Origin of the sequence: Paenibacillus sp. FSL K6-2862 (genome assembly GCF_038005125.1) — a bacterium.
Taxonomy (GTDB): domain Bacteria; phylum Bacillota; class Bacilli; order Paenibacillales; family Paenibacillaceae; genus Paenibacillus; species Paenibacillus illinoisensis_A.
In genome coordinates this window covers 1,517,067-1,540,599 of record NZ_JBBOSN010000001.1, presented here as the reverse complement: position 1 = coordinate 1,540,599, position 23,533 = coordinate 1,517,067, and the positions used below count along the sequence as shown (strand labels likewise).

Below are 23,533 nucleotides of genomic sequence, written 5' to 3'. Positions count from 1 at the left end.
TAATTTTTTCACTTTTGATACCCTCGTCCCCTGATTCTTAAGGGTAGTTTTTACTAAATGAAGATAATTTATTATTCTATCCTGCCCATTAGTTGAACAAAATAACGTTTAACTGCTGCACTAACCTGCCCCTTACGAAAGTTCACAATTCCTTTATAGGACCTGATTGATAAGCAATTGAGTCTTGTTAAAATTCTGAATCGGCTTTGTAATCGATAAGTCGTGAGGGTCGATTATCTTGTCCGATTGTGATTGCTTGACGCCTAATACGTTTAGCATGACGGGATCAGAACCTTCCTCTGAATTTAAGTAGACTACTGTGATTTTCTCCTTTTGTCCTTCCCTGTTTAATCGACCAATGATTTGCTCGTGTACCTTAGGCGACCAATCCAACTCTCCGAACAATATAGTTGAACAGCGGTACTGCAAACCGTCCAACCCTGCACCACTACGCAACGATAATATGAATACATTCGTTTCCCCTTGAACAAACCGCCTGACGGATTCAGCCTTCTGTATATCCGACTCACTGCCTGTATACATAGCTGGACAATGGTTTGTCAATTCCTTAAGCCATATTTCATAAACATCCCGATGCCATCCGACAAGAAGCAGGGGGACACCTGCCTCTAACAAACGCTTGGCATATTGGGCAATACCCGCTGCTTTAGCCACACCCGTTGTCTGTCTCATCAAAAGCTCCAGTTCACGTGCTGCTGAACCACGTTCCAGATATGTCCCTTGGGAAGCTCTTAAGGCAAGTTGTTTTGCTTGAGCTCTTATCGTTTTTAACTTAAGTAGATCGGGCTCTACCACTTTAACGATCTGGTTGATCGGGGGCAATTGTTGGCCAACCTCGCTTTTCGTCCGCCGGAGCATGACATTCTGCTCACGTAGGAAACTGCCTAGCACAACCGGGTCATGTACTTTCCGATCACTATGGCACCATTCCCGAATAAACTCTGAATAGGTTCCCAATAGGTCGGGGTCGAGAAATTGTAATACATTCCAGATCTCGGTACCGTAGTTGTAAATCGGTGTTGCCGAAAGACCCAACCGAAATTCTGCGCCATCGGACAACATTTTCGCGGCCTCGCCTTTATTACTTGTGAGACCGGTTCGAAGTTCTTGAATTTCGTCATAAATGACACATTGGAAGTGGCCATCTGCAAAGAAGTTCTTCCAACCGGCAAGCTGGCTATATTTGAACAAATACACATCTGCATCGGGGAGCAAATACGGTCGTGTTCTTTCGATTTTATGAACAATAAGTTCGGTGAAGGATTCAATCTTCTCTTTCCATTGGTTTTGAAGATGGGCCTGAACGACAACAGCAGCAGGATGGGTGTCCGGTTCCAGCAACATGCCAGCCGCTGTGTACGTTTTTCCAAGACCCAGATCATCACCGAGGAGTAGAGAACGGCGTTCTAAACACAGATCGATTGCCTGCGATTGATAATGGCGAATCTTCTGTCCAGGTTTCAGTCCCGGGCGCAGAATGGGATCATAATCAGGAGTGAGTATCTGTTCCAGATACGCTTTTGTCTCAAAGAACTTATCGTGGCCACGCAAAAGTTTAGCTCTGTCTTCCGAACGTATCTCCATCGGATATCGCTGAATAAACCAGGCAAGATCCACACAGTTATTCGATCTGTTTGAAAACCAAAAAGTGCCCATTTGTTTCATTGCTACGCGTGGAAATAGCTGCTTCAAGCGAAGGGAGACATGTGGATGGACTCCACTTAATTTCCACCTACCGCTCACCAGTTCGATTTTTCCGTACATCGTTCCCATTTACCCACCTTCCAAACGATCATTATATGCCGATATTGGTTTCTTTCCTGATCCCCTCTATCTATCCCTTGATGAGTCGGATTCCTTGCACGATCTGTTCCCTCTCAAATTCCCTCAACGAAAAGAGTACAGGTGCTGTAGGAATCTCAAACTTCAGATGAGAATGAGGAATTTCCGTTAATAAGGTCCCCATAGGTTGTTGACTTTCTTTACTACGTACAACATTCCAAAATAACCTGGACCTCTTTTCCTCTGATCCCCACTTTTCAAGCGAATTTCTAAATAGTAGACATTTTCCGATAACAAAATCATGGTCCTCAAGGGGTTCCATTACTTCAAAGCCGGCCTCCTCAAGGCTATCAAAAATCACAGGCATCAGCTGGTCTAAATACAGGCCATAGGCAGCATCCTCGATCTCACGAAAAGCGACCATGAGTTGATCGTGTAACGAGTCGTACAAAGGCTTCCATGCCGATTCAATATACTGATTGCCCACCTGGGCAATCTCTTCGATTGTCATGTCGCAACGGAATACTGGATGAAGTGTCATTCTTATTCCTCCTTGATTTGAGTTTGACTTCATCATACAACATACAAGCCAATTGGAATGTTTTCTTCGAAATGGACAAATAAAATCAACAAAAATACAAATAAACGTTACAATAGGTTTAATGTCTTCTTCCTGAAAGGCGGGATTCACAAGAATGGGACCAAAAAAACTGGCGAATAAATTTATGATAAGCGCTAACACTTTGAGAAACTACGAAGCGAAGGAGCTAATCCCTCCTGCTGAGCGTTCTGCCAATGGATATCGCATGTATACGGAACGGCATGAGATCTATCTGGCCTGTATTCAAGCCATGGCGCCTGCTTTCGGAATGGAAGTAACAACCGTGGTGCTGCATGCTCTCCAAAGAAATGAGTTGGAAGAAGCATTGTGGGTCGTTAGGGAAAGGGAGGTCAAACTGTATGAGGAAAAAGCGAGTTTAGATCAACTGGTAGAGGAGTTGAATTCATATGCTGACGGAAGCCAAGCTTACGACTTCAATCAGCGTTTCCGCATCCACGAGGTCTCTAGACGGACAGGGGTCCCTAAATCAGCGATACGTTACTGGGAGAAAAGCGGCCTGTTCACTACTGAACGTGACACTGATAACGAATACCGTCTGTATAATGAATCGCACCTGCTTAAGATTAAAATGATCCAGATATTGCAAAGTTCTGTTTATTCCGAGGAGACCGTAAAATTAAAACAATCAATTGCACGTTTAGAAATCCAAAACCTCGAGCAGGGAATTAAGGTTGCAGAGAGGATCCGAAATCACCTGAACAATACAATTAAACATCAGATGATAGGTCTTTACTACTTGCATCAATTGATCCGATCACTAGATATTTAAGAAAAATGGGCGATCGTTCGCGGACGATGCGAGTCAGCTCACTGAGCTCCAATACCATTGTAGCTACACTACAAATGCCAGAATTTACAGTTAGAGGACTACACTTCACGTGCAGTCCTCTTCCACATGTCTCATTATTCAGATGTTCATGGCGCAGATCAACACCGGATGGAGTCGGATGAGTCTGTTACTTTTAATTTCTCCAGAACACCACGGTTATTGCACTTTGTTTTCCAAAGTCCATTTTTGATACTTATCCTCAGCAAGGAAGTCTTCCATCATCAGCTTGGTTCCATCTTCCGATACACGGAGCGCACTGCCGTTGTGAACACTTGTAATGCTTACCGTCCCATCATCGTTTTTGGAAATGTTCCAGCGTTGATTGGGATACCCGAGATATGGATAGAGCTGAATCCGATTCTGACCGACATCCCAATCCAATGACACCCCGCTGACGGTACGGATGGAGTAAGAACCGGAATCATCACCGGTAGGCACAAGTATCCAAGTATAACTTGATTCTTCACCATCCTTCTCGGTGCCAGCTTTCACAACCTCGCCTGCTTGGGATTGCGTCGCTTGTAGGGCAACAGGAAGTTCTGCACTCCGAATGATCACGGTCTCCAGAGCTGCTTTTTTCATGTCAAATGCATTCACATGCTGGAAAGACGCACTGCCTCCAAACGTATGCACACCGAAGTGTCCCTCGGCAAACGTACCATCTTGAACATCCATGATCCGTTCACCGTCCAGATCCACCTGAATACGAGTTCCCTTCGCCTGAATCTGGATATGGTAAGTCTGATTACCCCGAATGAATTTTGGAATGCGGGCTAGTACCTGCCGATTCTCGAACTTTCCGTCCACTTTATAAAACAGGCGAATCGCCTTCAGGTTGGGATCAACATTCAGATAATAACCACTTCGTCCATCCTCGCTTGCCCGAAACAGAATGGAACCTGCTCCTCCCTCAGCATCCAGTTGCAAGTCAGCCTCATATCGGAAGTCTCCAGCAGTCTCTCGGGCAATATATTGGGAATCACTGCGGTCAGTGCCCTGTATGCCTTCGTCCGTAACATACCACTGGGCAGATGGTCGATCCTTCTGCCAACCGGATAAATTCGTGTGGAATATGCCATCCGTTACCGTTATCGGTATTTTGGCAGAAGCTTTGCCGTTAGCCATGGAAGCCGTCACCCAAGCTTCCCCCTTGCCTACAGCACGAATCGCAGCATGCGTTTTGCCAGAATCAACGATTTTCACCACTTTAGGATTACTCACGGTCCATTTTAACGGTTGGGCCCCTTTTCCTGGTCCGCCCTCAGTCGAAGCGTAGAGGGTTTCAGTATGACCCACATTCGCTACTCTTCTCTGCGTATCTGCAATAATCTTTGGAGCGGAGGACATGCCTTTTCTCCAGATATTATCCAAGGCATATACATTCATGGAGACCACTTTTACATTTCCGCCCAGGCTGTAGAACGCCATCGACCTTCCAGCCGGATCCGGAAAAATCACATCCGAAAAAACCTTTCTGCCCTCATTGCCAAACACTTCAACGGAAGATTCATCGACAAATATTCGCAGCTTAATCCTCCCGTTTTCAGGTTGTAGCGCAGCTTCGTGTACTTTGGTCAATAAGCCTGAGAAACCTACGTCTCCCGAAGCGGTGCGATCCACGAACATCGTCTCTTTCTCCGTCTTATAGCCCACGGTCGTTTGTTGTCCTTCCCTTTGACGCAGGTGAAAACCAAACTCAGTAACGGGACTGTTTGCCGGAATTTCCACTTCTGCTTCAATCTCGTATGCACCCGCAGCCAGACCCTTGAGCACATTCTGCGATTGCGGCCCGACCATTAACTGCTCCGCACTGTACAGGTTTTGCCGGAGTGTCTCAAGTTCGATAACAGGCTTTTGTACCAGTCGTACACCCTCATCTGTTGCTCGGAGAGAAACTTCTCTCGGAATAGTCAATTGCCCTTTCCAAGGGTTCGTCGGGAAATCAAATGGATAATCCCAGTTCGTCATCCACGCAAGCATCACTTTCCGCTGATCCGGCATATTCGCAAATGACATCGACGCATAGAATTCCTTGCCGAAATCCGTCTTCAGCACTTTCCCGGCAGGATGGTCGTTCAGGAATTTCCCCTCCGCCGTCAGCTCGCCAACAAAGTATTCCGCATCCGATCCTTGCGTCTTCGTATTAGCTCCGGTACTGATCATAAGCACCCACTTGCGCTCATCCGTCCCCTCTACTGGCAGCTGAATCAGGTCGGGACACTCCCATACCCCTCCGCGAATGTATTCCCCATATCCGAAGTTATCGGTTAATGTCCAATCAAGCAGATTCGTTGAGGTAAAAAACCGGATATGGTCCCCACCAGAAACCACCATGATCCAGCGGTTGTGCTCTTCATCCCGAACGACCTTCGGATCCCTAAAGTCCCAACTCCCCGGGTCTTCGCCATTTTGGCCTGGGTTCTCGATTACAATCGGATGGTCTTCAGCGTATTGCCAGTTCCGGCCTTGATCCGTACTGTATGCGAGACCGATACGCTGATTGCCACCAGGCTTACCCGGATGGTACGACGTATAGTATGCAATCAGACCTTTGCCACCGGAATCCGAGAACAGGCCGGATGCGTTGTTCAGATCCGAAATCGCTGAACCCGACCATACATGACCCAGATCATTCCATGGCAGCGCAATAGGTAAACGCTTCCATTTTACAAGATCCGTACTGACTGCATGGGCCCATGTCCCTCCGTCCTGATGAAATAAGTGATACTCCCCTTCGTAATAAACCAATCCGTTCGGATCACTTGCGGACCCTCGAATCGGAGAGTAATGATATTGGGGACGATATTTTTCCGTATAATACATCGAATTTTCCGTGATATACGTATCTTGAAAATAGGCCACGCCCTGTTTTACTTCAAGTCCGGCATACCCCTCGGCATAACTTGAATCCATAACCTCCACAGCCGGTGCTGCATATCCATCCACATACACCTGAATCAGGCGACCTGAGGTCACCACTTCGATATGATGCTTTGCTTCCGGTTGACTCGGGTATGTACGATCCGAATTCGCAAGAATCGTTCCATTTGCCATTTTCAGCTGTACCCGAACCTCTTCTCCTTCTTTACGAAGTGCCGCTTTGTATCCCTTTGTCCCGTCTGTATTCGACCTGAATAGTAGAGCTGCGAAGCTCGTATCGGCCAACGATATATCCCCCTCAAATACAAAATCCCCCGCTGTTTTCTCGTATATGATCCGCGTTTCCTCTTGCGCATTTCCTTTGCCCCGATATCCCTGGATATCCGGCTGCCAGTTGCCTTCACTGTAAACGGGGTTACCCAAATTTCCACCCATGGTACTGATCTTCACATTTTGGAACAAGCCTGATCCATCCCACACATGGAGCCCCAGCATCCCTGATACATACGCACTGTCTTTCACATCAATCACCGGGTCGTACCCGCCATCCCAATACACCTGCAGCCTCTCGCCAACTGCTTTTACTTTCAAATGATAAATTCCGCCAGACTCCACGGTTGCCGAGTACTCCTCCAACAACGTACCTGGCTTGCCACTGGCATCCTTTAAACGAATCAGACCAGCCTGAGGAACCACTTGCAGCATATAGGAAGACCACCCCGTATCATTGGAACGGAAAACAAGACTGGCATCTGCCTTCATATCCTGTATTAACAGATCCGCTTCATAAATAAAATCTTCGGCCCGCGTGTCCGATAGGACAGTCACATTCTCCTTCTCTTCGGAAATCAAATGAAGTCCTTCATTTGTATCTTCAAAATTACCTTTACCATGCAATGTCCAACCGGACAAATTCGTTGCTGCCCTGGACACGTCCATTTTCATCGGAACCGCCTCCGTATGTTGAGTTTGAGATTCTGGACTCTTGGATGATGCCGTACTCTGCTGCATCGTAATCTTATCCAGATGAGTAGTTGTTGAATAAGCTTCCCCAGAAGTGGAACCAAGGACACAGGATAACAGGACGCAGCTAATGGACCTTAACATGAATCTCAAGAATATCCCTCATTTCTCTGTGTGATATAGAAAAACAAAGAAAGGACGTGCATTCCCTTAAACAACTGAATCAGTCTTTTAAGCGATTTGCTCCGTCCTTCCTCGAACATGTGGATTACAATTATACCGCTGAATCAGTCTTGACTTGATTAAGTGCTTCGATGCCTAAGGCAAGCGCACCGTATAAACCCGCGTGTTGTCCCAATCCTGGTGGAACAATATATTGGTCGATGTGCTGCAGCAATTCAGGCACATTCACATAACCATGGAGATTGTGTACAACCTGTTCCCGAATCATGGGAAACAGATGCATTTGCTGCATGACACCACCGCCCAAAATGATCTTCTGCGGTGAATGCAGCAGGATGGACGTCGTAACGGATTCGGCAATATAAAAGGATTCGATCTCCCATACCAGATGGTCGGTCGGCAGCTCGCTGCCGGGTGTCTGCCAGCGGGCTTCGATAGCTGGACCTGCAGCCAGACCCTCCAGGCAATCCCCATGATACTTGCATAAGCCGGCAAAGTGATCCTGCGGATGCCGCCTCGTTCGGATGTGTCCACCCTCTGGATGCAGCAATCCGTGTATTCTTTTTCCTCCAGCAATAATTCCAACGCCAACACCTGTGCCAATCGTATAATACACACAGTTATCCAAGCCCTGCGCAGCTCCCCATGTGACTTCCCCCAGAGCAGCAGCATTCACATCCGTATCCCACCCGAAGGGAACAGGGAATTCACGCTTCAAGATTCCCACCACATTGCAGTTTTCCCATTCGGACTTCGGAGTTGTGGTAATGTAACCGTAAGTAAGGCTATCCGGCTTCAGATCGATCGGACCAAAGGAACCAATGCCGATAGCCACCACCCCTTTATCTCTGAAATAGTCGCTCACCTTGGCGAGTGTAATCTCGGGATGTTCCGTCGGAAAACTGCACCATTCTTCCATATGACCTTGTTCGTTGCCTATTCCGCATACAAACTTCGTTCCGCCCGCTTCGATCGCACCTATACGCATCTACCTGCCCTCCTTCTCTTTATTTCTCATGGGCTTCCACCTTAACAGGAGACAATTCGTAGATGTGAAGAGCAGAGAAGACCATATCTTCCTGATCGGCATCAACCGTAATTCGCGCAGCCTCTGCATCCGGATAGATCAGGTCGGTAATAACGGCCTGACCGTCACTCGCAAATACCTCAACCGAAGAAGAATCCACATAGATACGCAAATGTTGACCCCCGCCCTGAACACTTGCTGTGTGACGGCCCAGGAAATGCTCATGGAAATCAACGATGCCTGATCGACTGCGATCGACGTACACCTCACGCTGATTCGCGTCTACACCAACGAGCGTTTGATGACTGGCGCTGCTTCTCAAGGTAAATTGAACGGATTGCTCCGTTTCCCATTGCGCATCGACTTCATAGCTCACCAGCTGCAGCTTGCTAAGATGTTTCCTCGCCTCTTGGACAGAAACGTTGTGCAAGGTCAATATCGGTTTCCGGGCTTGCTCCATCTCACGGGCTGGACGCTGAACTAATGTGACTTTACCTTCTATCGTTGCCAAAGTAAGCTCCCGAGCAATCGTCATCGCGCCGCGATAACCTTCGGTTGGCGTTTGGTTGGCATACATCCAGTTGCTCATCCAGCCCATAAACAGGCGTCTGCCATCTTCAGCCGGAATGTCTGACCAACTGACTCCTGCGTAGTTGTCCCGCCCATGGTCAATCCAGCGAACCGTGCGGGAAGCTTCATCCGGAACAAACGTCGACCCATCAAAATCTCCGATAAAGTACTGCGTTCGCGAGCCTTCCTTGAACGCAGGATCTGCACCAATGCTGACAAGCATGACCCACTTTTCATGCCCATGGTCCCCATCCACCGCCAGCGGGAAGAGATCAGGACATTCCCACACGCCGTCATGTGAACCGATGCCTGTGCCGAATTCACTGCCGAGTGTCCAATCTTTCAGATTGGGAGAGCGGTACAAGCATACTGTCTGACCACAGGCAATGATCATCACCCATTCCTTGCTCTGGTCGTGCCAGAACACCTTGGGATCACGGAAATCGACATAAGACTCATGCTCCAGTACCGGATTGCCCTCATATTTGTTCCATGTGCGGCCATTGTCCTTGCTGTACGCAATGCTCTGCCGCTGAATCGGGTGATCGTTCGGCACTTCCAGGTGATGCGTGAATATCGCCACCAGTCCTGGTTCCTCATCAAAGAAGCCGGAAGTATTATTCCAATCCACCACAGCACTACCTGAAAAGATCATGCCGTGTTCATCCGGCGCCATAGCCACAGGAAGCTCTTCCCAGGTGAACAGATCCTTGGTCACGGCATGCCCCCAATGCATCGGTCCCCACGTGGTACCAAACGGGTGATGTTGATAGAACAGGTGATACTCGCCTTTGAAATACACCATCCCATTGGGATCATTCATCCACTTCTCGTTCGGCGAGAAATGATAAGCACCTCGGTAATCGGTTGTTGAAATGGTAGACATGTAGGTTCTCTCCTTTGAAATACACTGTTATTTTTATTTCGTATTGCGGTCATATCCCGCTTGTTTGATCTGAAGCCATTCCTGCAGTCCAAGACGATCCAGCTCTTTCAAATAGGCATCCCATTCCTGCTCGATTTTCCCGTTTTGATACCATTCCGTGCGCATGCGCAGTACATAGGCGAACAGGTCGGTTTCAATGGTAGACAGTCGGTCGAGCTCATCAATGGAGAAAAATACACTTGGATAGACGTTTTCCGCTTTCATATGCGGAACCATGACCCGATCCAGAAGCTCCATGCGCCATGCAGCATCTTCCGGTTTGGTCGTGTATTTGTCGTAGTAACTGTCTAGAATCGCCAGTGGTCCGGCTATGCTTGTTTTTTGTCTAAGTTCAACAGGCGCAGCCCCTTCCAGCGGTAAATGCTTCAACATGCCTTTGGCTTCATCGAATTCAAAAATATTTTGCTGCGTTTCATCCCCGTACGTTCCCCAGTTGTTTTGGATCGATTGGAGCGGATCGTACAGCTGGTCTACCCACTTCGCTGTGGATTCCAGATTTTTATTGCTGCTCGTGATAACCATACGTCCTCTATCGAGTCCGATCCCATTGGTTCTCGTAACATTTCTCTCTCCATCCGGACCGGCAAGCGGAGGCAAAACATCATACGTGTCATTCATTCCCGTAATGTTGGCCTTATCCCATGTGAAATACATGCCGTATTTATGGTCCTTGCCTTTGGCCAGATACGTATTCCAATCCTGCTGATAGGCTTCCACATCCACAAGACCTTCCTGGACAAGCTCATGGATATATTTCACAGCTTCCTTGTACCCTTCATCCGCTGCCGTAAAGACGACCTTCCCCTCGTTCGTTACCACGGTATGGTCCCAGTTCTCCCCAAGTCCGAATGCGGCAAAGAGAAATGTCAGATCTTCTCCGCCCGGCTTGTTGATGAACGACAACGGAATTTCATCCGCTTTTCCATTTCCATTGGGATCTTGCGTTTTGAAGGCGATCAGCACTTCCTTCAATTCCTCGGTCGTCGTCGGCATCTTCAGTCCGAGTTTATTCAGCCATTCCACATTGATCCAAGGCAGATTATCCACCGCTTGTATCCGCTGCTTGCCGCTTCCCAGCTCCTCGATCCATGGGAAAGAGTAAATATGTCCATCCGGTGCCGTGATCATGCTCTTGTATTCGGGAGCTTCCTCCAGCACCTTTTGTAAATTGGGCATGTATTGTTCGATCAAGTCTTCGAGCGGGATGATGGCCCCGTCCTTGGCCAGTTTCAGAAGATCATAATCTCCGTAACCTGCGTCAAAGATGGCATCGGGCAACTCCCCGCTGGCTACCGCCAGATTTCTCTTTTCGGCAAACACATCACTCGTATAGTTCTTCCAGTTGATATGCACATTGGTCTTTTCCTCAAGTCGCTTGTTAATCAGTTTCTCGTTCGGATCGGCCGGAGCCAGCGGCGAGCTCTGCGTGATAAAGTTCAGTGTAACTTTCCCGTCGGGAGACTGGGCTTCACTGGCTGCGCCGCCCCCTCCTCCACCACAGGCCGTGAGCAGAAGTACAGCAGACAACATGGAAAGGGATACCGATGTAATGCCTCTTTTGGACTTTTTCACTTTTTTCATGACGTGACCTCCACTTTATATTGTTGGATCTGACTTAAGATATCTCAGGCTGTTCACTATTTGAGTGAACCTACCATGACACCCTTTTCGAAATACTTCTGAAAGAACGGATACATGATAATCAGCGGCAGACTCGAAATGACAATCGCAGAATACTTAATCATCTCGGATAGCCGTTTGAGCTCCGCCATGGCAAGCTGATCACTGATCATGCCCGGGGCAGCCTGATTCTGGATCAGAATGGAACGCAGAACGAGCTGTAAGGGATGAAGATTGGGATTATCCAAATAAATCATGGCATCAAAATAGGAATTCCACTGCCCAACGAACGCGTACAGCGCAAGGACAAAAATGATCGGTTTGGATAGCGGAATGACAATCTGAAAGAAAATCTTCATATCGGAAGCACCGTCCACGTTCGCAGCTTCTTTCAGCTCCCTGGGTACGCCTTTGAAAAAAGTTCTGGAGAGAATGATGTTCCATACGTTAACCGCTCCCGGAATGATGATCGCCCATATGGTATCCAGCATGCCGAGATTACGCACCAGCAGATAGGTCGGAATGAGGCCGCCACCGAAGAACATCGTAATGATAAACATAACCATGAAAAATCCTCTTCCCGCCAGCCTTTCCTCAGACAAGGCATAACCTGCACAGATGGAAACCGCCACAGTCAAGAAGGCAAACGAAACCGAGTACAGCACCGCATTCGCGAAGCCTCGAATCATGGCTGGATTGGACAGAATCATCTGATAACCATCCAGACTCCAGTCGGATACGTTGAAGGACAGGCCCTGATTAAGCAGTACGGTTGGATCCATAAAGGAAGCGATAACAATATAAATGAGAGGAACGACCACAACCAGTACAGCACAGGTGAGAAAGATGGCGTTCAGTGCGAGAATCAGACGATCCAGCCCCGTCGGTTTGATAGTCATGAGTGGTACTCCTTTCTAGTAAAGGCCTTCGCCTTCGTTTAATTTCTTCACAATCAGATTCACGGTGACGAGCAGGATGACGTTAATGATGGAGTTAAACAACCCTACGGCCGCAGAATAGGCGTAATCACCGGACTGTAATCCGACCTTATACACATAGGTGGCAATAATTTCGGATGACGGCAGGTTCATGGATGTCTGCATCAGATATGCCTTTTCGAATCCGATTGACATAATTCCGCCAGCTGCAAGGATAAACACAATAGCCATAATCGGGCGGATGGTCGGAAGGTCAATGTGACGAATACGTTGAAGAAGATTGGCTCCATCCAGATTAGCCGCATTGTGAAGCTCTGGATCGACATTGGCCAAAGCCGCAACGTAAATGATTGAAGCCCAGCCTGCCCCCGTCCAGATATCGGACAAGATGTAGATCCAGCGGAAATATTCGGGTTCGGACATAAACATGATCGGCTGACCTGTAATCCATGTGGTCAATTGATTGATGGGACCCGTCGGCGATAAGAAGATGAACAGCATGCCCACAACAACGACAACGGATATAAAATTCGGCGCATACAGAAACAATTGAATGTTCTTCTTCACTGCAGCTTGGCGCACCTGATTCAGCATGAGAGCCAGCAAAATAGGCACCGGGAAGCTGAATATCAATCCGAAAAAGCTGAGCTTAAGCGTATTCATAAAAATCACATCAAAATTGGGTGAAGCCAAAAACTTCTCGAAATGTTTCAAGCCCACCCACTCACTGCCCATAATCCCCTTGATCGGACTGAAGTCCTTGAATGCGATGATGGCTCCATACATCGGAATGTATTTGAAGATCAGTGTCAGGATTAGAGCTGGCGCAAGCAATACATACAGGAAATAATTCTTTTTGAGCTGCTGTAATGGATGAAAAATGGAACTCCTCTCTTTGAGGCTCTTCCCCATCCTCTTATTGGTGTTTACTGTGTTATCCAACATACGACCCCCGTTCATCATTAAAGTTTACAATTGCTCATAGTAAGGGCTTTCAATATTTACAATTGCTTATTTGATATTTTACAATTTATCAGGATATGTATCATGTAGTCAATACAAAATGTGAAAAATAATTGTGCATTTGCTTCACTTTTTTATGCATAACTCTGTTCTAATTGTAGATTCAACGGAATGAATATCCAAAAAAAGCCCGTTATATAACGTATTTCATCCTGTAACAAAGGTTTCTGCATTGGTTGTATACGATGTAAACTTAAATGACGAATAAATAAAGAATGCGAAATACGAAATTGACAAAAACAATTATAAATTGTGCATTTGTAAATTTACAATTGCTATTTGCTTCGATATATTATACATTTGACTTAGAAAACACTTGGGACGATCAATTGACCAATAGAGGTGAGGCACGACATGGCAAAAGAGAAAGTAACGATACAGGATATCGCAGATGCTTTGGGCATCTCCCGAAATACGGCTTCCAAAGCACTGAATGATAGCGGAAACATCCCGGAAGAAACACGGAGTCGGGTGATTAAGAAAGCCATTGAATTAAGATATAAACAGTTTGCTTATATGGAAAGTGAGCATGTTCTGAGCAAAACGCCGGGCAATATCGCCCTGTTAACAGAGAACCTGCCTAATACGTCTCATTTTGGATCGCTGCTAATTAGCGGTTTGGAGAAAAGAATTAGTGCTGAGGGCTATAATCTGTCCATTCATATCGTTCGTGAAGTTGATGAAGAAGCCCTTACCCTACCTAACAATTTTGATATTTCCAAAGTGGACGGCATCATCTGCATCGAGTTATTCAACCTGGAATATACCCGCCTCATCACAGAGCTGGGAATTCCGACGGTCTTTATCGATTGTGCAGCCAACATCTGTTATCCGGATTTCCATGCGGATCTGCTGCTTATGGAGAATGAACATAGCACGTATCAGTTAACCAAAAAATTAATTGATAGCGGCTACAAAAGTATCGGATTCGCAGGAGATTATAATCACTGTAAAAGCTTCAACGAACGATGGACTGGATATCACCGGGCGATGTTGGAATCGGGATTGCAGGTCGATCTATCCCACTGCATTACAGACAATGATAAGCTGTACTTCTCCAAACCTGGTTGGATAAGGGAGCGAGTAGCTGCACTGGAGTCGTTCCCTTCCGCATATGTGTGTGCCAATGACTTCATTGCGGTGGATCTAATCAGAGCTTTTAAATTAAGAGAGGTAACGGTTCCACAGGATATTGTGGTATGTGGATTCGATAACGCACCTGAATCAAGAATTATTGAACCTCCGTTAACGACGGTTCATATTTATAGTAACGAGATGGGGATTAAGGCAGCCGAAATGCTGTTATCCCGAATGGACAACCCCGAACAGCCTTATCAGGTCTCGCATATTGTGACTGCGCCCATTATCAGGGAGTCAACACCTGGCATCATGCCAGCCGAGCCGACTCTTGTCAGAAAATAAGATGGAGAAATGTACCATAGTCGAGTTAAAATGCATCTGATGGCGTTCTCTGAGCGAGTAAGTTGGAACCAAAAAGAAGTGGACACCCATCTGATGGGTGTCCACTTCTTTTTATTTTCTAACTAACCTCTTATAGCTGCCTCAGTTCATCCTATTCCAATATCTTATCCCTAGTTGGCTCGTCAAACTACCAGCGCTCAGCCCTTTTCCTCACTTCTCAAACGCCAAATTGCTTCAGATGGTGGTCCAAGTGCTTGTAGATTCCTTTGCCCCATTCCTCGGAAGTAAATCTTCCAAAAAAAGGATGAGGAACTGCACCATTTTTGAAACCTTCACGTTGCAACGTCATGATGTTTTGTTTTAGCTTTTCTTTTTCTACTTCAAACTCTCTTGTATCCACAATCATCATGCTTGGAATCGTAGACATATTGCGGGGAAGTGGCTTGTCATTATAAAAAATGGGTTTTGCAAACTTTCCGACCAGTATGCCTAGCAAGCTTCTTGAGGAACGGGCTTTTCCCGTTGCTATGTCTTGAAATGAAGAGCAATGAGCAAGCATTTGAGCAGCATTCATACGCCCCCACCCAGGTTGAACATCTTGGTTTAATTGATCAATGCGTCCCAAGATTTCTTTTGCAGCCGATAGATCAAAAATTGTTTTCACTAAGACATAAGCCTCCTAACCTTTACAAGAAAAGAATCCACAATAAAATATTACCATATTATTCAAGTGGAATGTGGATTAAACCAGCCCACCCTTTAATGATTAAAACAGCCAATCACAATGATCGGCTGCTTCCTATTGTTATTGAGCTATCGCGGAAGTCCAGTTCTTCTCTTATTTAGTCACCATAGGCGTCTCCGCCTTACTACTGTTCGCTCTATTAAACAGTAAGATAGCCAGAAGTAAAGCTATGCCGACAGCGGCAAATCCCAACCAGTTCAGATACAGGACAGACGTACTGCGAATGACGAGACCGCCTACAGCAGATCCCAGTGCAAAACCAAATTGAATGAATGACGTATTTACGCTAAGAGCAATGTCTGGATTTCGAGGCGCTAGAGTAACTAAGTATAGCTGCTGGGCTGGGGAGATACTCCATGTTGATAGCATAAAAATCATCAAAATCAAGATGAATGCCAGGAGATGGACACCCGCTAGGGCGAACATAAGGAGCGTGACCCCCTGTAACAAAAGCCCGAGAAGAATGGTGAATTTGGTGCCCTTGGCATCTGCCAAATGTCCACCTACTCTTGATCCTACAAAGCTGCAAATACCTGCAAAAAATAGAACAGCACTAATCTCGGTCATGGTAAGAGAGGATGTCTCTTGCAAGAATGGCGTAATATAAGTAAATAGTGTGGCGTAACCGCCGACATACAACAATGTCACTATCAAAGACATCAGAATAGTCGGGTTTTTGAGAATAGAGAGCTGCATACCAAGGGTAACCTTTTCTTCTTCTTTTATGGCTGGAACCATTTTATAGATGACTAGTAATGGAAGAATACTTAATACACCAATTAGAATAAACAAGACTCTCCAGCCGAACATCTCACTAAAAAATGTGCCTATAGGGACACCGAGCACTAACGCGCTGCTAAGCCCCATCAAAATGATCCCGATGGCATTGCCCCTTTTTTCCTTCTCAACCAGTCGAGTTGCTACGGCCATAGCGACAACAGTAGCCATCCCTCCACTAGCTCCCTGGATTACACGTATCCATAACAATGCCTCATAAGCAACATCTGCAAACATGAGTCCGTTGCTGACAATAAATACACCGAGGGTTGTCATTAGTAATGTTTTGCGATCTGCATTAATCGTAAGTGTGATCAATATCGGGGAAACAATGGCCGCAGCGAGAGCAAACACCGTGACTAGTAACCCAGCTTCGGAAGTAGATACCCTTAGGTCCATGGCCATCATTTCAATAACACCCGTAATGATATATTCAATGGTCCCGATCAAAAAAACAGCCAGTGCCAGGACATAGATGATGCCTTTATTTTTCATTTCACACCACTCCACCTTCTCATTAACTATTTCGTATTGGAATTTGTATCTCAATCAATTTTGCATCTCGTTCCGGAGATAACGGTAAATACAGTTCCCTGCCCGGTTCGCTTTCCTTGATCTGATAGTTATTATTTTCGATCCATTTCGCTAAATGCACACAGGCCGCACCATCAAATTTGGAATCGGAATGAAAAGCCATTGTGGCCATCATCGGTTCAGGAGGAATTATTCGCAGCTGAAATGGCTCTGGAGAGGATTGAAGCTCACAGGTTAAAAAATATCCCACTTCAAACTCAAACTCATCTTCTTTTCCGTCGACGTCTTTCCACAACACAACCTGAGGGCCTTGAATCTGCTGCCGCAATTCGGTTGTTACTAACAGATCGAATTGACGAAATAATTCTGGTATGTCATCTTCTCTTCCGTATGCTTTTTGATAAAGGAAGGTTTGAGCAGCTTCTGCTTTGATTCGGATGTCTTGACCCGTTTCGAATTGCCCCTCCCTTTCGATGAGCTGCATGCGCTCTTCAATCCTGACAAGTTTCGCTTGTTCCGTATCAATGATTTGCTGGATTTCGCTTCTTTTCAGCCTAAACATGCCTTGAATGTTCTCCAATGTGATATCTTCCTTGATCAGCTGTGTAATCTGAGGTAATGTAAAACCCAACTCCTTATACATCAAAATCCGGTTGAGCTCCAGAAGCTGATCTGCGGAATAGTAACGATATCCCGTATGGTGATCTACTTTTCTTGGCTTGAGTATGCCAATCTGGTCGTAGTAACGCAGGGTTTTAAGAGAGACCTTGCTTAACCTGGAAAATGCACTGATTTTAAACAACATATCATCTCCAATCGATAACTTAAGGTGAGTATACAGTTTCCTGTGCAGGGGAAAGTCAAGGAAGTGAATGCATTTTTTATTTTAGTCGAACAAAAGCAGCCGATCATGTTGATCAGCTGCTTTGTCATGTAAAAGGTGCTATCCTTTTTAGCGATCACTATAATTGTGCTTTTCAATAACTCTATTTTACACAATGAAAAATAAAAGATCGACTTTCAGCATTTGCGTATTTAAATTCCCAATCCCCATATGTTTCAATTTTCGAAAAACCGGCTTGTTTCAGTGACTCATCCAATTCTCCTTGCTTTCGAAATCGTATCTGCATTTTTTCATGGACAAGGACTTCATTTGTTTTTGTATTTTTCACAGTTTCATAGAACGTATAAACATCTTGCTCAAACCCCTCATATTCTGTATAGATTTCAAGGGTATCTCCACTTAGCCTGTCTTCGGCTACACCAGGACTCATATCCTTCTCCCACTCTTCCCACACTTTTACCAGAGGATTTCTTGTATCAAAAATAAAATGACCCCCAGCTTTCAGAGATCGGAATACGTCTGAGATCACTTGTTTCCAACTATCATCTGTAAGAAATACCTGTGCAACATTAGCAGTCATAATAACCGCGTCATACGTATTGGTTTGTAAATTGGAGCTGTCTCCTACAATCCAGTTCACATGGCCTGAATCATCCTTACTTCTCGCCAGTTTAATCGCTTCTTCATGGGGATCGATGGCTGTGATTGTATATCCATTTTGAGCAAGATGTGTAGTCCACCTTCCTGTTCCACAGCCTAAGTCAGCTATAGACTCCACCTTCAATCTCTTAAGCAATGCAAGGAAAAATTCATCATCTTTTCCCCAAAGGTTAATCTGGTCATATACTAATGGAATCATAAATATTGTTTCCCACTTTCTATATCGTTTTTGCGATGAATCTGGATTTTACATAAGTATAAACGGATATTCCTGAAATGGTTCATTTTATCTGCCCGTTAGATGAATAATAGCAACCAATCACAAGGAATGCACGGAAACATTAGGAGATTCTTCACGTTGACTAATCCCTATTTCCTCATTATAATTCGGACATCGAGAGCCAAGCCAAAAATTGCTGGCCACGGTTGCCAATGCCATGTCGGTTCAGAATGTTCGCTTTCGAAGTATGAATCTTGTCTATAAACAAACTCAAAAGTGAAAGATGTGAATGAACGATGAGTAAACAGAAGTTGTACTATGGTAAAGATATCGAAGTAATGTTTGATTCTGAGGTATGCATTCATTCCGGTATTTGCGTAAAGGGCCTCCCTGCTGTGTTTGATTTGAGCAAACGTCCTTGGGTTAATCCCGATGGCGACACTTCAGAGGCCATTGCCCGGCATATTGACACATGTCCAAGTGGAGCATTGACGTATAAACGTCTGGACGATGAATATCTAACAAGGAAAGAGGGATGAACATGCATCATGTAGAACATGAACCTGCTAATAAAAGATTTCTTATTCAAGATAATGGTGACATTGCTGCGGTAATGACATATGTAATCTCAAGTCCAGAGCTGTACATTATTGATCACACGTTGGTTGAAAATGCTTACCGGGGACAAGGGCTTGGCGACAAGCTGCTCAAAGCTATGGTGGAATACGCACGGGAAAACGGTATTAAGATTTTACCTTTGTGCCCGTTTGCTAAGGGACGTTTCGACCGCATCCCTGAATATGCGGATGTTCTCAATTAATAACCATTGAATGATGACCATATTATGAGAAAAGAGCCTGAGAGTACGAGATCTCTTCGTCCCCTCTGGCTCTTTTGCATTAACTGCTCCTGTCATTTTGGTGGGCATCTTCATGAAAGTAATGTTCAAATTGTTTTTTCATTCTATTTGCTACCACGTGGGTGGAACGCGAATGCACAATGGCTGATATGACAAAATACAGAGAGACTATTGTAATAATAAAATAAATGATAACCAACGGAAAACTCCTCTCTAATAGATGGATGTTCGAAAATCCTCTGGTTCTATATGGCTTTTAGATAAGCCGTAATCTAAACGATTGTCCACTCTTTTACCATTCAACTTGATCAAAACGCATATCTTTATAGTAGAACTCTTTATCATGATCCGTAATCTTACGAAGAACTTTGCATGGATTCCCAACAGCAATTACATTCGCAGGAATATCCTTGGTTACTACACTCCCAGCACCGATGACACTCCCTTTACCAATCGTGACTCCTGGTACAATAATCGCTCCGCTCCCGACCCACACCCCATCCTCAATGACCACGGGTAATGCAAACATCCCGCCTTCTTTGCGCTTTTCTGGGTGTACAGGATGATTCGTTACAGCAATCGTAACATTCGGACCAAACATGACATCATTACCAATCGTAACTTTGTAGTCATCAACCACCGTTAGATTGAAGTTAATATACACATTATTTCCTACAGTCGTATTGGAACCGTACGACATGCGAATGGGAGGCTCCAACCATACATGTTCTCCGATACTTCCAAATAGTTGTTTCAATAACATTTTGCGCTTTACAACATCATCCGGATGCAATTGATTAATTTCATAGCATATCGCCTTACCACGCTGGCGTGCTTTTGCCAACTCCTCAGCCTCTTTCGGATAATTAGTATCATCATCGGTGAATAATTGCTTGCTGGCCATTCGTTCTTGAATATTCATACTATATTCTCCTTTATACTTGCGTTAGAGTTATTAAAGTAACCTTGCGAACCTCTCCGTTTTGATCAGGTTTAGGCAAAGTTTCTGGTTAGATTATTCAGCCACTTATACTGTCGGTATCGCATTAAAGCAATGGGTAGTTTAATGATCTCGTCTAAGCTGATGAAGGTATACAGTAGAATCGGCGGTACATGCCACACAAATGCACTTAGGTAACTAAGCGGCAGAATGATGAACCACATGACAACGGTGTCACACCAAAATCCAAATTTGGAATCACCACCAGCCGTGAATATACCCGCTATCGTTGTAGAGTTTATTGATTTGGCTATACAATAATACGCACTAATGTACAGCATGCCATCTAGGTAACTCTGAGCAGTTGCATTCAAATTCGCAACGGAATATACCAACGGTTTAATGAGCAGAATCATGCAGCCGGCAATCACTCCAAACCATAAAGCATAAAAACACATTTTGTTGCCAGCATATTTTGCTTTCTCCAATTCACCTTGTCCCAAATACTTCCCAACAAGTACAGAGCCCCCAGTAGCGATGCCTCCACAGAGAACCACTGCCAGATTTTTAACTACAGACGCTATTGAATTTGCGGCTACCAGATCGGAGTTCACATGGCCTATTATTGCAGCAGTAGCGGTAAGTGCCCCTCCCCAGACCATATAATTCCCCTGCACAGGCAGCGTATACTTCAAGAAATCCTTTAATAGATTTCGTTGAATGCTATCCCGTACGGGTAATCGAAAACGAATGGGTCCTTTGATGATAGAGTGAAGTATGCAGCAGGTTAGTTCAACAACCCTCGCTAATACAGTGGCAAGCGCTACCGCAGATATGGCCACTTCGGGTCTGGATGGGAATAATACAAAAATGCAAATGGTATTGAGCAAAATGTTTAAAATCAAACCTAAGGAACTAATCCACGCACTAAGTTTTGCATTCTCCATACTTCGAATCACACTGAGATACATCTGTGATATTCCCATCACAAGATAAGAAAAGGAATTCATTTGTAAAAACCTTGAGCCGTATTGAATCAGTTCGGCATCATTAGTGAATAAACGCATAAGTGTATCTGGCAGAAAGAAGGAAGATAAGAAAAACAAAATGGAGACACCAAAGGAAAACATACAGGCGATGCTCAAAATGCGCTGTATGGTCGAAGTATCTTTCTTCCCCCAGTATTGCGCAGTGAGGATACTAGCTCCCGCTGACATCCCCATATAAAACAAGGATAATGCAAAAGTAATTTGCCCTGCGAGTGATACAGCTGACATTGCAGATTGACTAATCATCCCCAGCATAAGTACATCAACAGATATTACGGTTGCTGATATTAAATTTTGTAACGCAATGGGAATGACGAGCGTCATTAACTCCCGATTAAAATCACGATTGCCAGATCCCAGATGTTGAATGCGGTTTCTCACCTATATCCTGTCCTCTCGGCTGATTTCACAATATAAGGATAGGATAATATCGTTGTTGTATCCATCAATATTGGCTATAATTTTATAAAAATCGTATATTTTCAAAGGACGGTCTCTTTGATGACAAATTTAGAGGTGTTTTCTGATTTATCCGAACGTTTGGATTATAACCTTCCTGATTTACCGCTCTATGTCCGGAAGGGAAGCCTACATCAATTTAACAATTATGCAGCAGTAGCGCACTGGCATGTGGACATCGAGTTTATCTATGTATTGCAAGGATCGATGGATTTCTCTGTTAATGGAACTATTACTCGATTGCATCAAGGTGATGGACTTTTTGTGAATAGCCAGCGTTTGCATTACGGTTATTCTCTTGCAGACCAAAACGATTGTTTATTTCTTGTCGTCGTCATTCATCCCTCTATCCTTGGCGAGAAGACTTCATATATTCAATCCTACTGGGGAGAAAAGTTTGGTTTGACGATGGCTGATTTTCTAGTCCTTACAGATCAGGTGGATTGGCAACGAAGCATATTACGGTCCATTCAAGAAATCTATCAGGAAATGCATAAAACACACACTCCTCTCAATCCCCTTCGTCTGGCATCGCAAGCTTTATTTTTGTGTGCAACGATAGGGGATCATTTACAACCAAGCACTGGGCAACCTGGAGTATTGATGCATGTTCAAGAAATGACACGTTTCATTCATCAAAACTATGATCAAAAAATAACGCTTGAGGAGATCGCCTCTGCAGGAGCCGTTTGCAGAAGTCGGTGTTGTACATTGTTTAACAAGTATGTAGGTCAGACACCCAACAATTATGTCACTCAATATCGCCTTCAAAAAAGTTGCGAAATGTTAAAAGAGACACAACGATCTATAAGTGAAATTGCACTTGCCTGCGGTTTTCAAAGTGCTAGTTATTTTTCATCGATTTTCCGCAAACAGATGGGGGTAGTTCCGCAACATTATCGAAAACAAGCTAACGAATAACCACCCCAACATGAATCAGGTAAATAAAAAGACACTCAAAATGCTACGAATGTAAAGACCGGATCGAAGATACAGAAACAGCACCGTATCCTCCGTTTAAGAAGAACATGGTGCTGTATAACCGCTTGAAGACTCATGACCTTAGATGTTTTCCTTTATCCAAGAACGTAACTTGTCAGCATAGAACGAGCGCTCTTCAGGATCGGACTGTGAACCCTTCGACAGATAAAGCTGATCATTCCTATATCTAGGGTAAACATGGAGATGATAATGCCACACGTCTTGATTGCCAGCTGGTTCATTGTGCTGCCTTGTAGAGATCCCTTCACATCCATACGTACTTTTCATCGCAAGTGCTGTAAGCTGAGCCGCGCGGTGAATCTCAGCAGCGTAATCTGCAGGCAGCTCATAGATGTTCTCGAAATGTTGATTGGGCACCACAAGAACATGTCCTTTATTGTTGGGCCACCATTTGCCCGCTATAAATGCCGTTACCTTTTCATTCTGATAGATGATATCCCTTTGTTTTGTTCCCTGGTCAGGTCTCTTGATACCCCAAATACAGCAAAAAGGACATTCGTATCCTTCGGGCTTGTGTGAAAATAATGCTGTCATCTCTATATCGCATCCCCTCTTCTATTTTTCCAATCAACTAATAGACACTGGCAACTTCAGGCTCGACCACTTTCCATGATCCAA

General features: G+C 44.9%; 20 protein-coding genes and 1 pseudogene. 5 read left to right on the top strand and 16 right to left on the bottom strand.

Annotation, left to right across the window (positions count from 1 at the left end; all coding sequences use genetic code 11):
- Positions 1-153 precede the first annotated feature (153 nt).
- Both MHB82_RS07000 and MHB82_RS06995 read right to left on the bottom strand, forming a co-directional pair.
- Positions 154-1,794, bottom strand: coding sequence for a DEAD/DEAH box helicase (locus MHB82_RS07000; protein ID WP_341174239.1), 1,641 nt, complete (start codon positions 1,792-1,794; stop codon positions 154-156).
- Positions 1,795-1,855: 61 nt separating this feature from the next.
- Entirely contained in the window at positions 1,856-2,344 is a 489-nt protein-coding gene (locus MHB82_RS06995; protein WP_110821312.1) for a DUF6022 family protein, read from the bottom strand.
- Positions 2,345-2,498: 154 nt separating this feature from the next.
- On the opposite strand from MHB82_RS06995, the gene MHB82_RS06990 reads away from it, so the two are divergent.
- Positions 2,499-3,194 (top strand): MerR family transcriptional regulator, encoded by a 696-nt coding sequence (locus tag MHB82_RS06990; RefSeq protein ID WP_095360561.1) that lies wholly within the window; start codon positions 2,499-2,501, stop codon positions 3,192-3,194.
- A gap of 216 nt (positions 3,195-3,410) precedes the next feature.
- On the opposite strand, the gene MHB82_RS06985 is transcribed toward MHB82_RS06990, so the two are convergent.
- The 6 genes from MHB82_RS06985 to MHB82_RS06960 all read right to left on the bottom strand — a co-directional run bounded on the left by MHB82_RS06985 (position 3,411) and on the right by MHB82_RS06960 (position 13,293).
- Complete coding sequence (locus MHB82_RS06985; RefSeq protein WP_341174238.1) at positions 3,411-7,079, bottom strand: GH32 C-terminal domain-containing protein; 3,669 nt, start codon at positions 7,077-7,079, stop codon at positions 3,411-3,413.
- Between the two features lie 292 nt (positions 7,080-7,371).
- A complete protein-coding gene (locus MHB82_RS06980; RefSeq protein WP_341174237.1) occupies positions 7,372-8,268 on the bottom strand; it encodes an ROK family protein in 897 nt (298 codons plus the stop codon).
- A 19-nt stretch (positions 8,269-8,287) separates the two neighbouring features.
- Positions 8,288-9,763: a glycoside hydrolase family 32 protein gene (locus tag MHB82_RS06975; protein ID WP_341174236.1), complete on the bottom strand. Its 1,476-nt coding sequence runs from the start codon at positions 9,761-9,763 to the stop codon at positions 8,288-8,290.
- 33 nt (positions 9,764-9,796) lie between these two features.
- A complete protein-coding gene (locus MHB82_RS06970) occupies positions 9,797-11,404 on the bottom strand; it encodes an ABC transporter substrate-binding protein (protein WP_095360564.1) in 1,608 nt (535 codons plus the stop codon).
- Positions 11,405-11,460: 56 nt separating this feature from the next.
- The gene (locus MHB82_RS06965) at positions 11,461-12,342 is read right to left on the bottom strand and encodes a carbohydrate ABC transporter permease (protein WP_341174235.1); all 882 of its coding nucleotides are present in this window, start codon (positions 12,340-12,342) and stop codon (positions 11,461-11,463) included.
- 15 nt (positions 12,343-12,357) lie between these two features.
- Positions 12,358-13,293 (bottom strand): ABC transporter permease, encoded by a 936-nt coding sequence (locus tag MHB82_RS06960; RefSeq protein WP_341176600.1) that lies wholly within the window; start codon positions 13,291-13,293, stop codon positions 12,358-12,360.
- Between the two features lie 465 nt (positions 13,294-13,758).
- Here MHB82_RS06960 and MHB82_RS06955 point away from each other — a divergent pair, with 465 nt between their 5' ends.
- Complete coding sequence (locus MHB82_RS06955; protein WP_110821315.1) at positions 13,759-14,826, top strand: LacI family DNA-binding transcriptional regulator; 1,068 nt, start codon at positions 13,759-13,761, stop codon at positions 14,824-14,826.
- A gap of 217 nt (positions 14,827-15,043) precedes the next feature.
- Here MHB82_RS06955 and MHB82_RS06950 read toward each other — a convergent pair whose 3' ends face one another.
- The 4 genes from MHB82_RS06950 to MHB82_RS06935 form a co-directional block, all read right to left on the bottom strand.
- The gene (locus tag MHB82_RS06950; RefSeq protein ID WP_341174234.1) at positions 15,044-15,490 is read right to left on the bottom strand and encodes a DUF1569 domain-containing protein; all 447 of its coding nucleotides are present in this window, start codon (positions 15,488-15,490) and stop codon (positions 15,044-15,046) included.
- A gap of 174 nt (positions 15,491-15,664) precedes the next feature.
- Complete coding sequence (locus MHB82_RS06945) at positions 15,665-16,843, bottom strand: MFS transporter (RefSeq protein ID WP_341174233.1); 1,179 nt, start codon at positions 16,841-16,843, stop codon at positions 15,665-15,667.
- A 22-nt stretch (positions 16,844-16,865) separates the two neighbouring features.
- On the bottom strand, positions 16,866-17,684 hold the full coding sequence (locus tag MHB82_RS06940; protein ID WP_341174232.1) for a MerR family transcriptional regulator: 819 nt from the start codon (positions 17,682-17,684) through the stop codon (positions 16,866-16,868).
- A gap of 184 nt (positions 17,685-17,868) precedes the next feature.
- Positions 17,869-18,585 carry a class I SAM-dependent methyltransferase gene (locus MHB82_RS06935; RefSeq protein WP_341174231.1) on the bottom strand — a complete coding sequence of 239 codons (717 nt, stop codon included), beginning with the start codon at positions 18,583-18,585 and terminating at the stop codon, positions 17,869-17,871.
- A gap of 317 nt (positions 18,586-18,902) precedes the next feature.
- Here MHB82_RS06935 and MHB82_RS06930 point away from each other — a divergent pair, with 317 nt between their 5' ends.
- Together MHB82_RS06930 and MHB82_RS06925 are read left to right on the top strand one after the other, a co-directional pair.
- Positions 18,903-19,145 (top strand): (4Fe-4S)-binding protein, encoded by a 243-nt coding sequence (locus tag MHB82_RS06930; protein WP_110821319.1) that lies wholly within the window; start codon positions 18,903-18,905, stop codon positions 19,143-19,145.
- A 2-nt stretch (positions 19,146-19,147) separates the two neighbouring features.
- Positions 19,148-19,426, top strand: coding sequence for a GNAT family N-acetyltransferase (locus MHB82_RS06925; protein WP_095360571.1), 279 nt, complete (start codon positions 19,148-19,150; stop codon positions 19,424-19,426).
- A gap of 331 nt (positions 19,427-19,757) precedes the next feature.
- On the opposite strand, the gene MHB82_RS32085 is transcribed toward MHB82_RS06925, so the two are convergent.
- The 3 genes and pseudogenes from MHB82_RS32085 to MHB82_RS06915 all read right to left on the bottom strand — a co-directional run bounded on the left by MHB82_RS32085 (position 19,758) and on the right by MHB82_RS06915 (position 21,835).
- Positions 19,758-19,961: a hypothetical protein gene (locus MHB82_RS32085; protein WP_426642547.1), complete on the bottom strand. Its 204-nt coding sequence runs from the start codon at positions 19,959-19,961 to the stop codon at positions 19,758-19,760.
- Between the two features lie 246 nt (positions 19,962-20,207).
- Positions 20,208-20,369: pseudogene (locus tag MHB82_RS32080) on the bottom strand (maltose acetyltransferase domain-containing protein); the annotation flags it as partial.
- Positions 20,370-20,458: 89 nt separating this feature from the next.
- On the bottom strand, positions 20,459-21,835 hold the full coding sequence (locus MHB82_RS06915) for an MATE family efflux transporter (protein WP_341174229.1): 1,377 nt from the start codon (positions 21,833-21,835) through the stop codon (positions 20,459-20,461).
- 120 nt (positions 21,836-21,955) lie between these two features.
- Here MHB82_RS06915 and MHB82_RS06910 point away from each other — a divergent pair, with 120 nt between their 5' ends.
- Positions 21,956-22,834 (top strand): helix-turn-helix transcriptional regulator, encoded by an 879-nt coding sequence (locus tag MHB82_RS06910; RefSeq protein WP_110821321.1) that lies wholly within the window; start codon positions 21,956-21,958, stop codon positions 22,832-22,834.
- Between the two features lie 141 nt (positions 22,835-22,975).
- On the opposite strand, the gene MHB82_RS06905 is transcribed toward MHB82_RS06910, so the two are convergent.
- Positions 22,976-23,449, bottom strand: a complete 474-nt coding sequence (locus tag MHB82_RS06905; protein ID WP_341174228.1) for an HIT family protein — start codon at positions 23,447-23,449, stop codon at positions 22,976-22,978.
- Between the last annotated feature and the right edge of the window lie 84 nt (positions 23,450-23,533).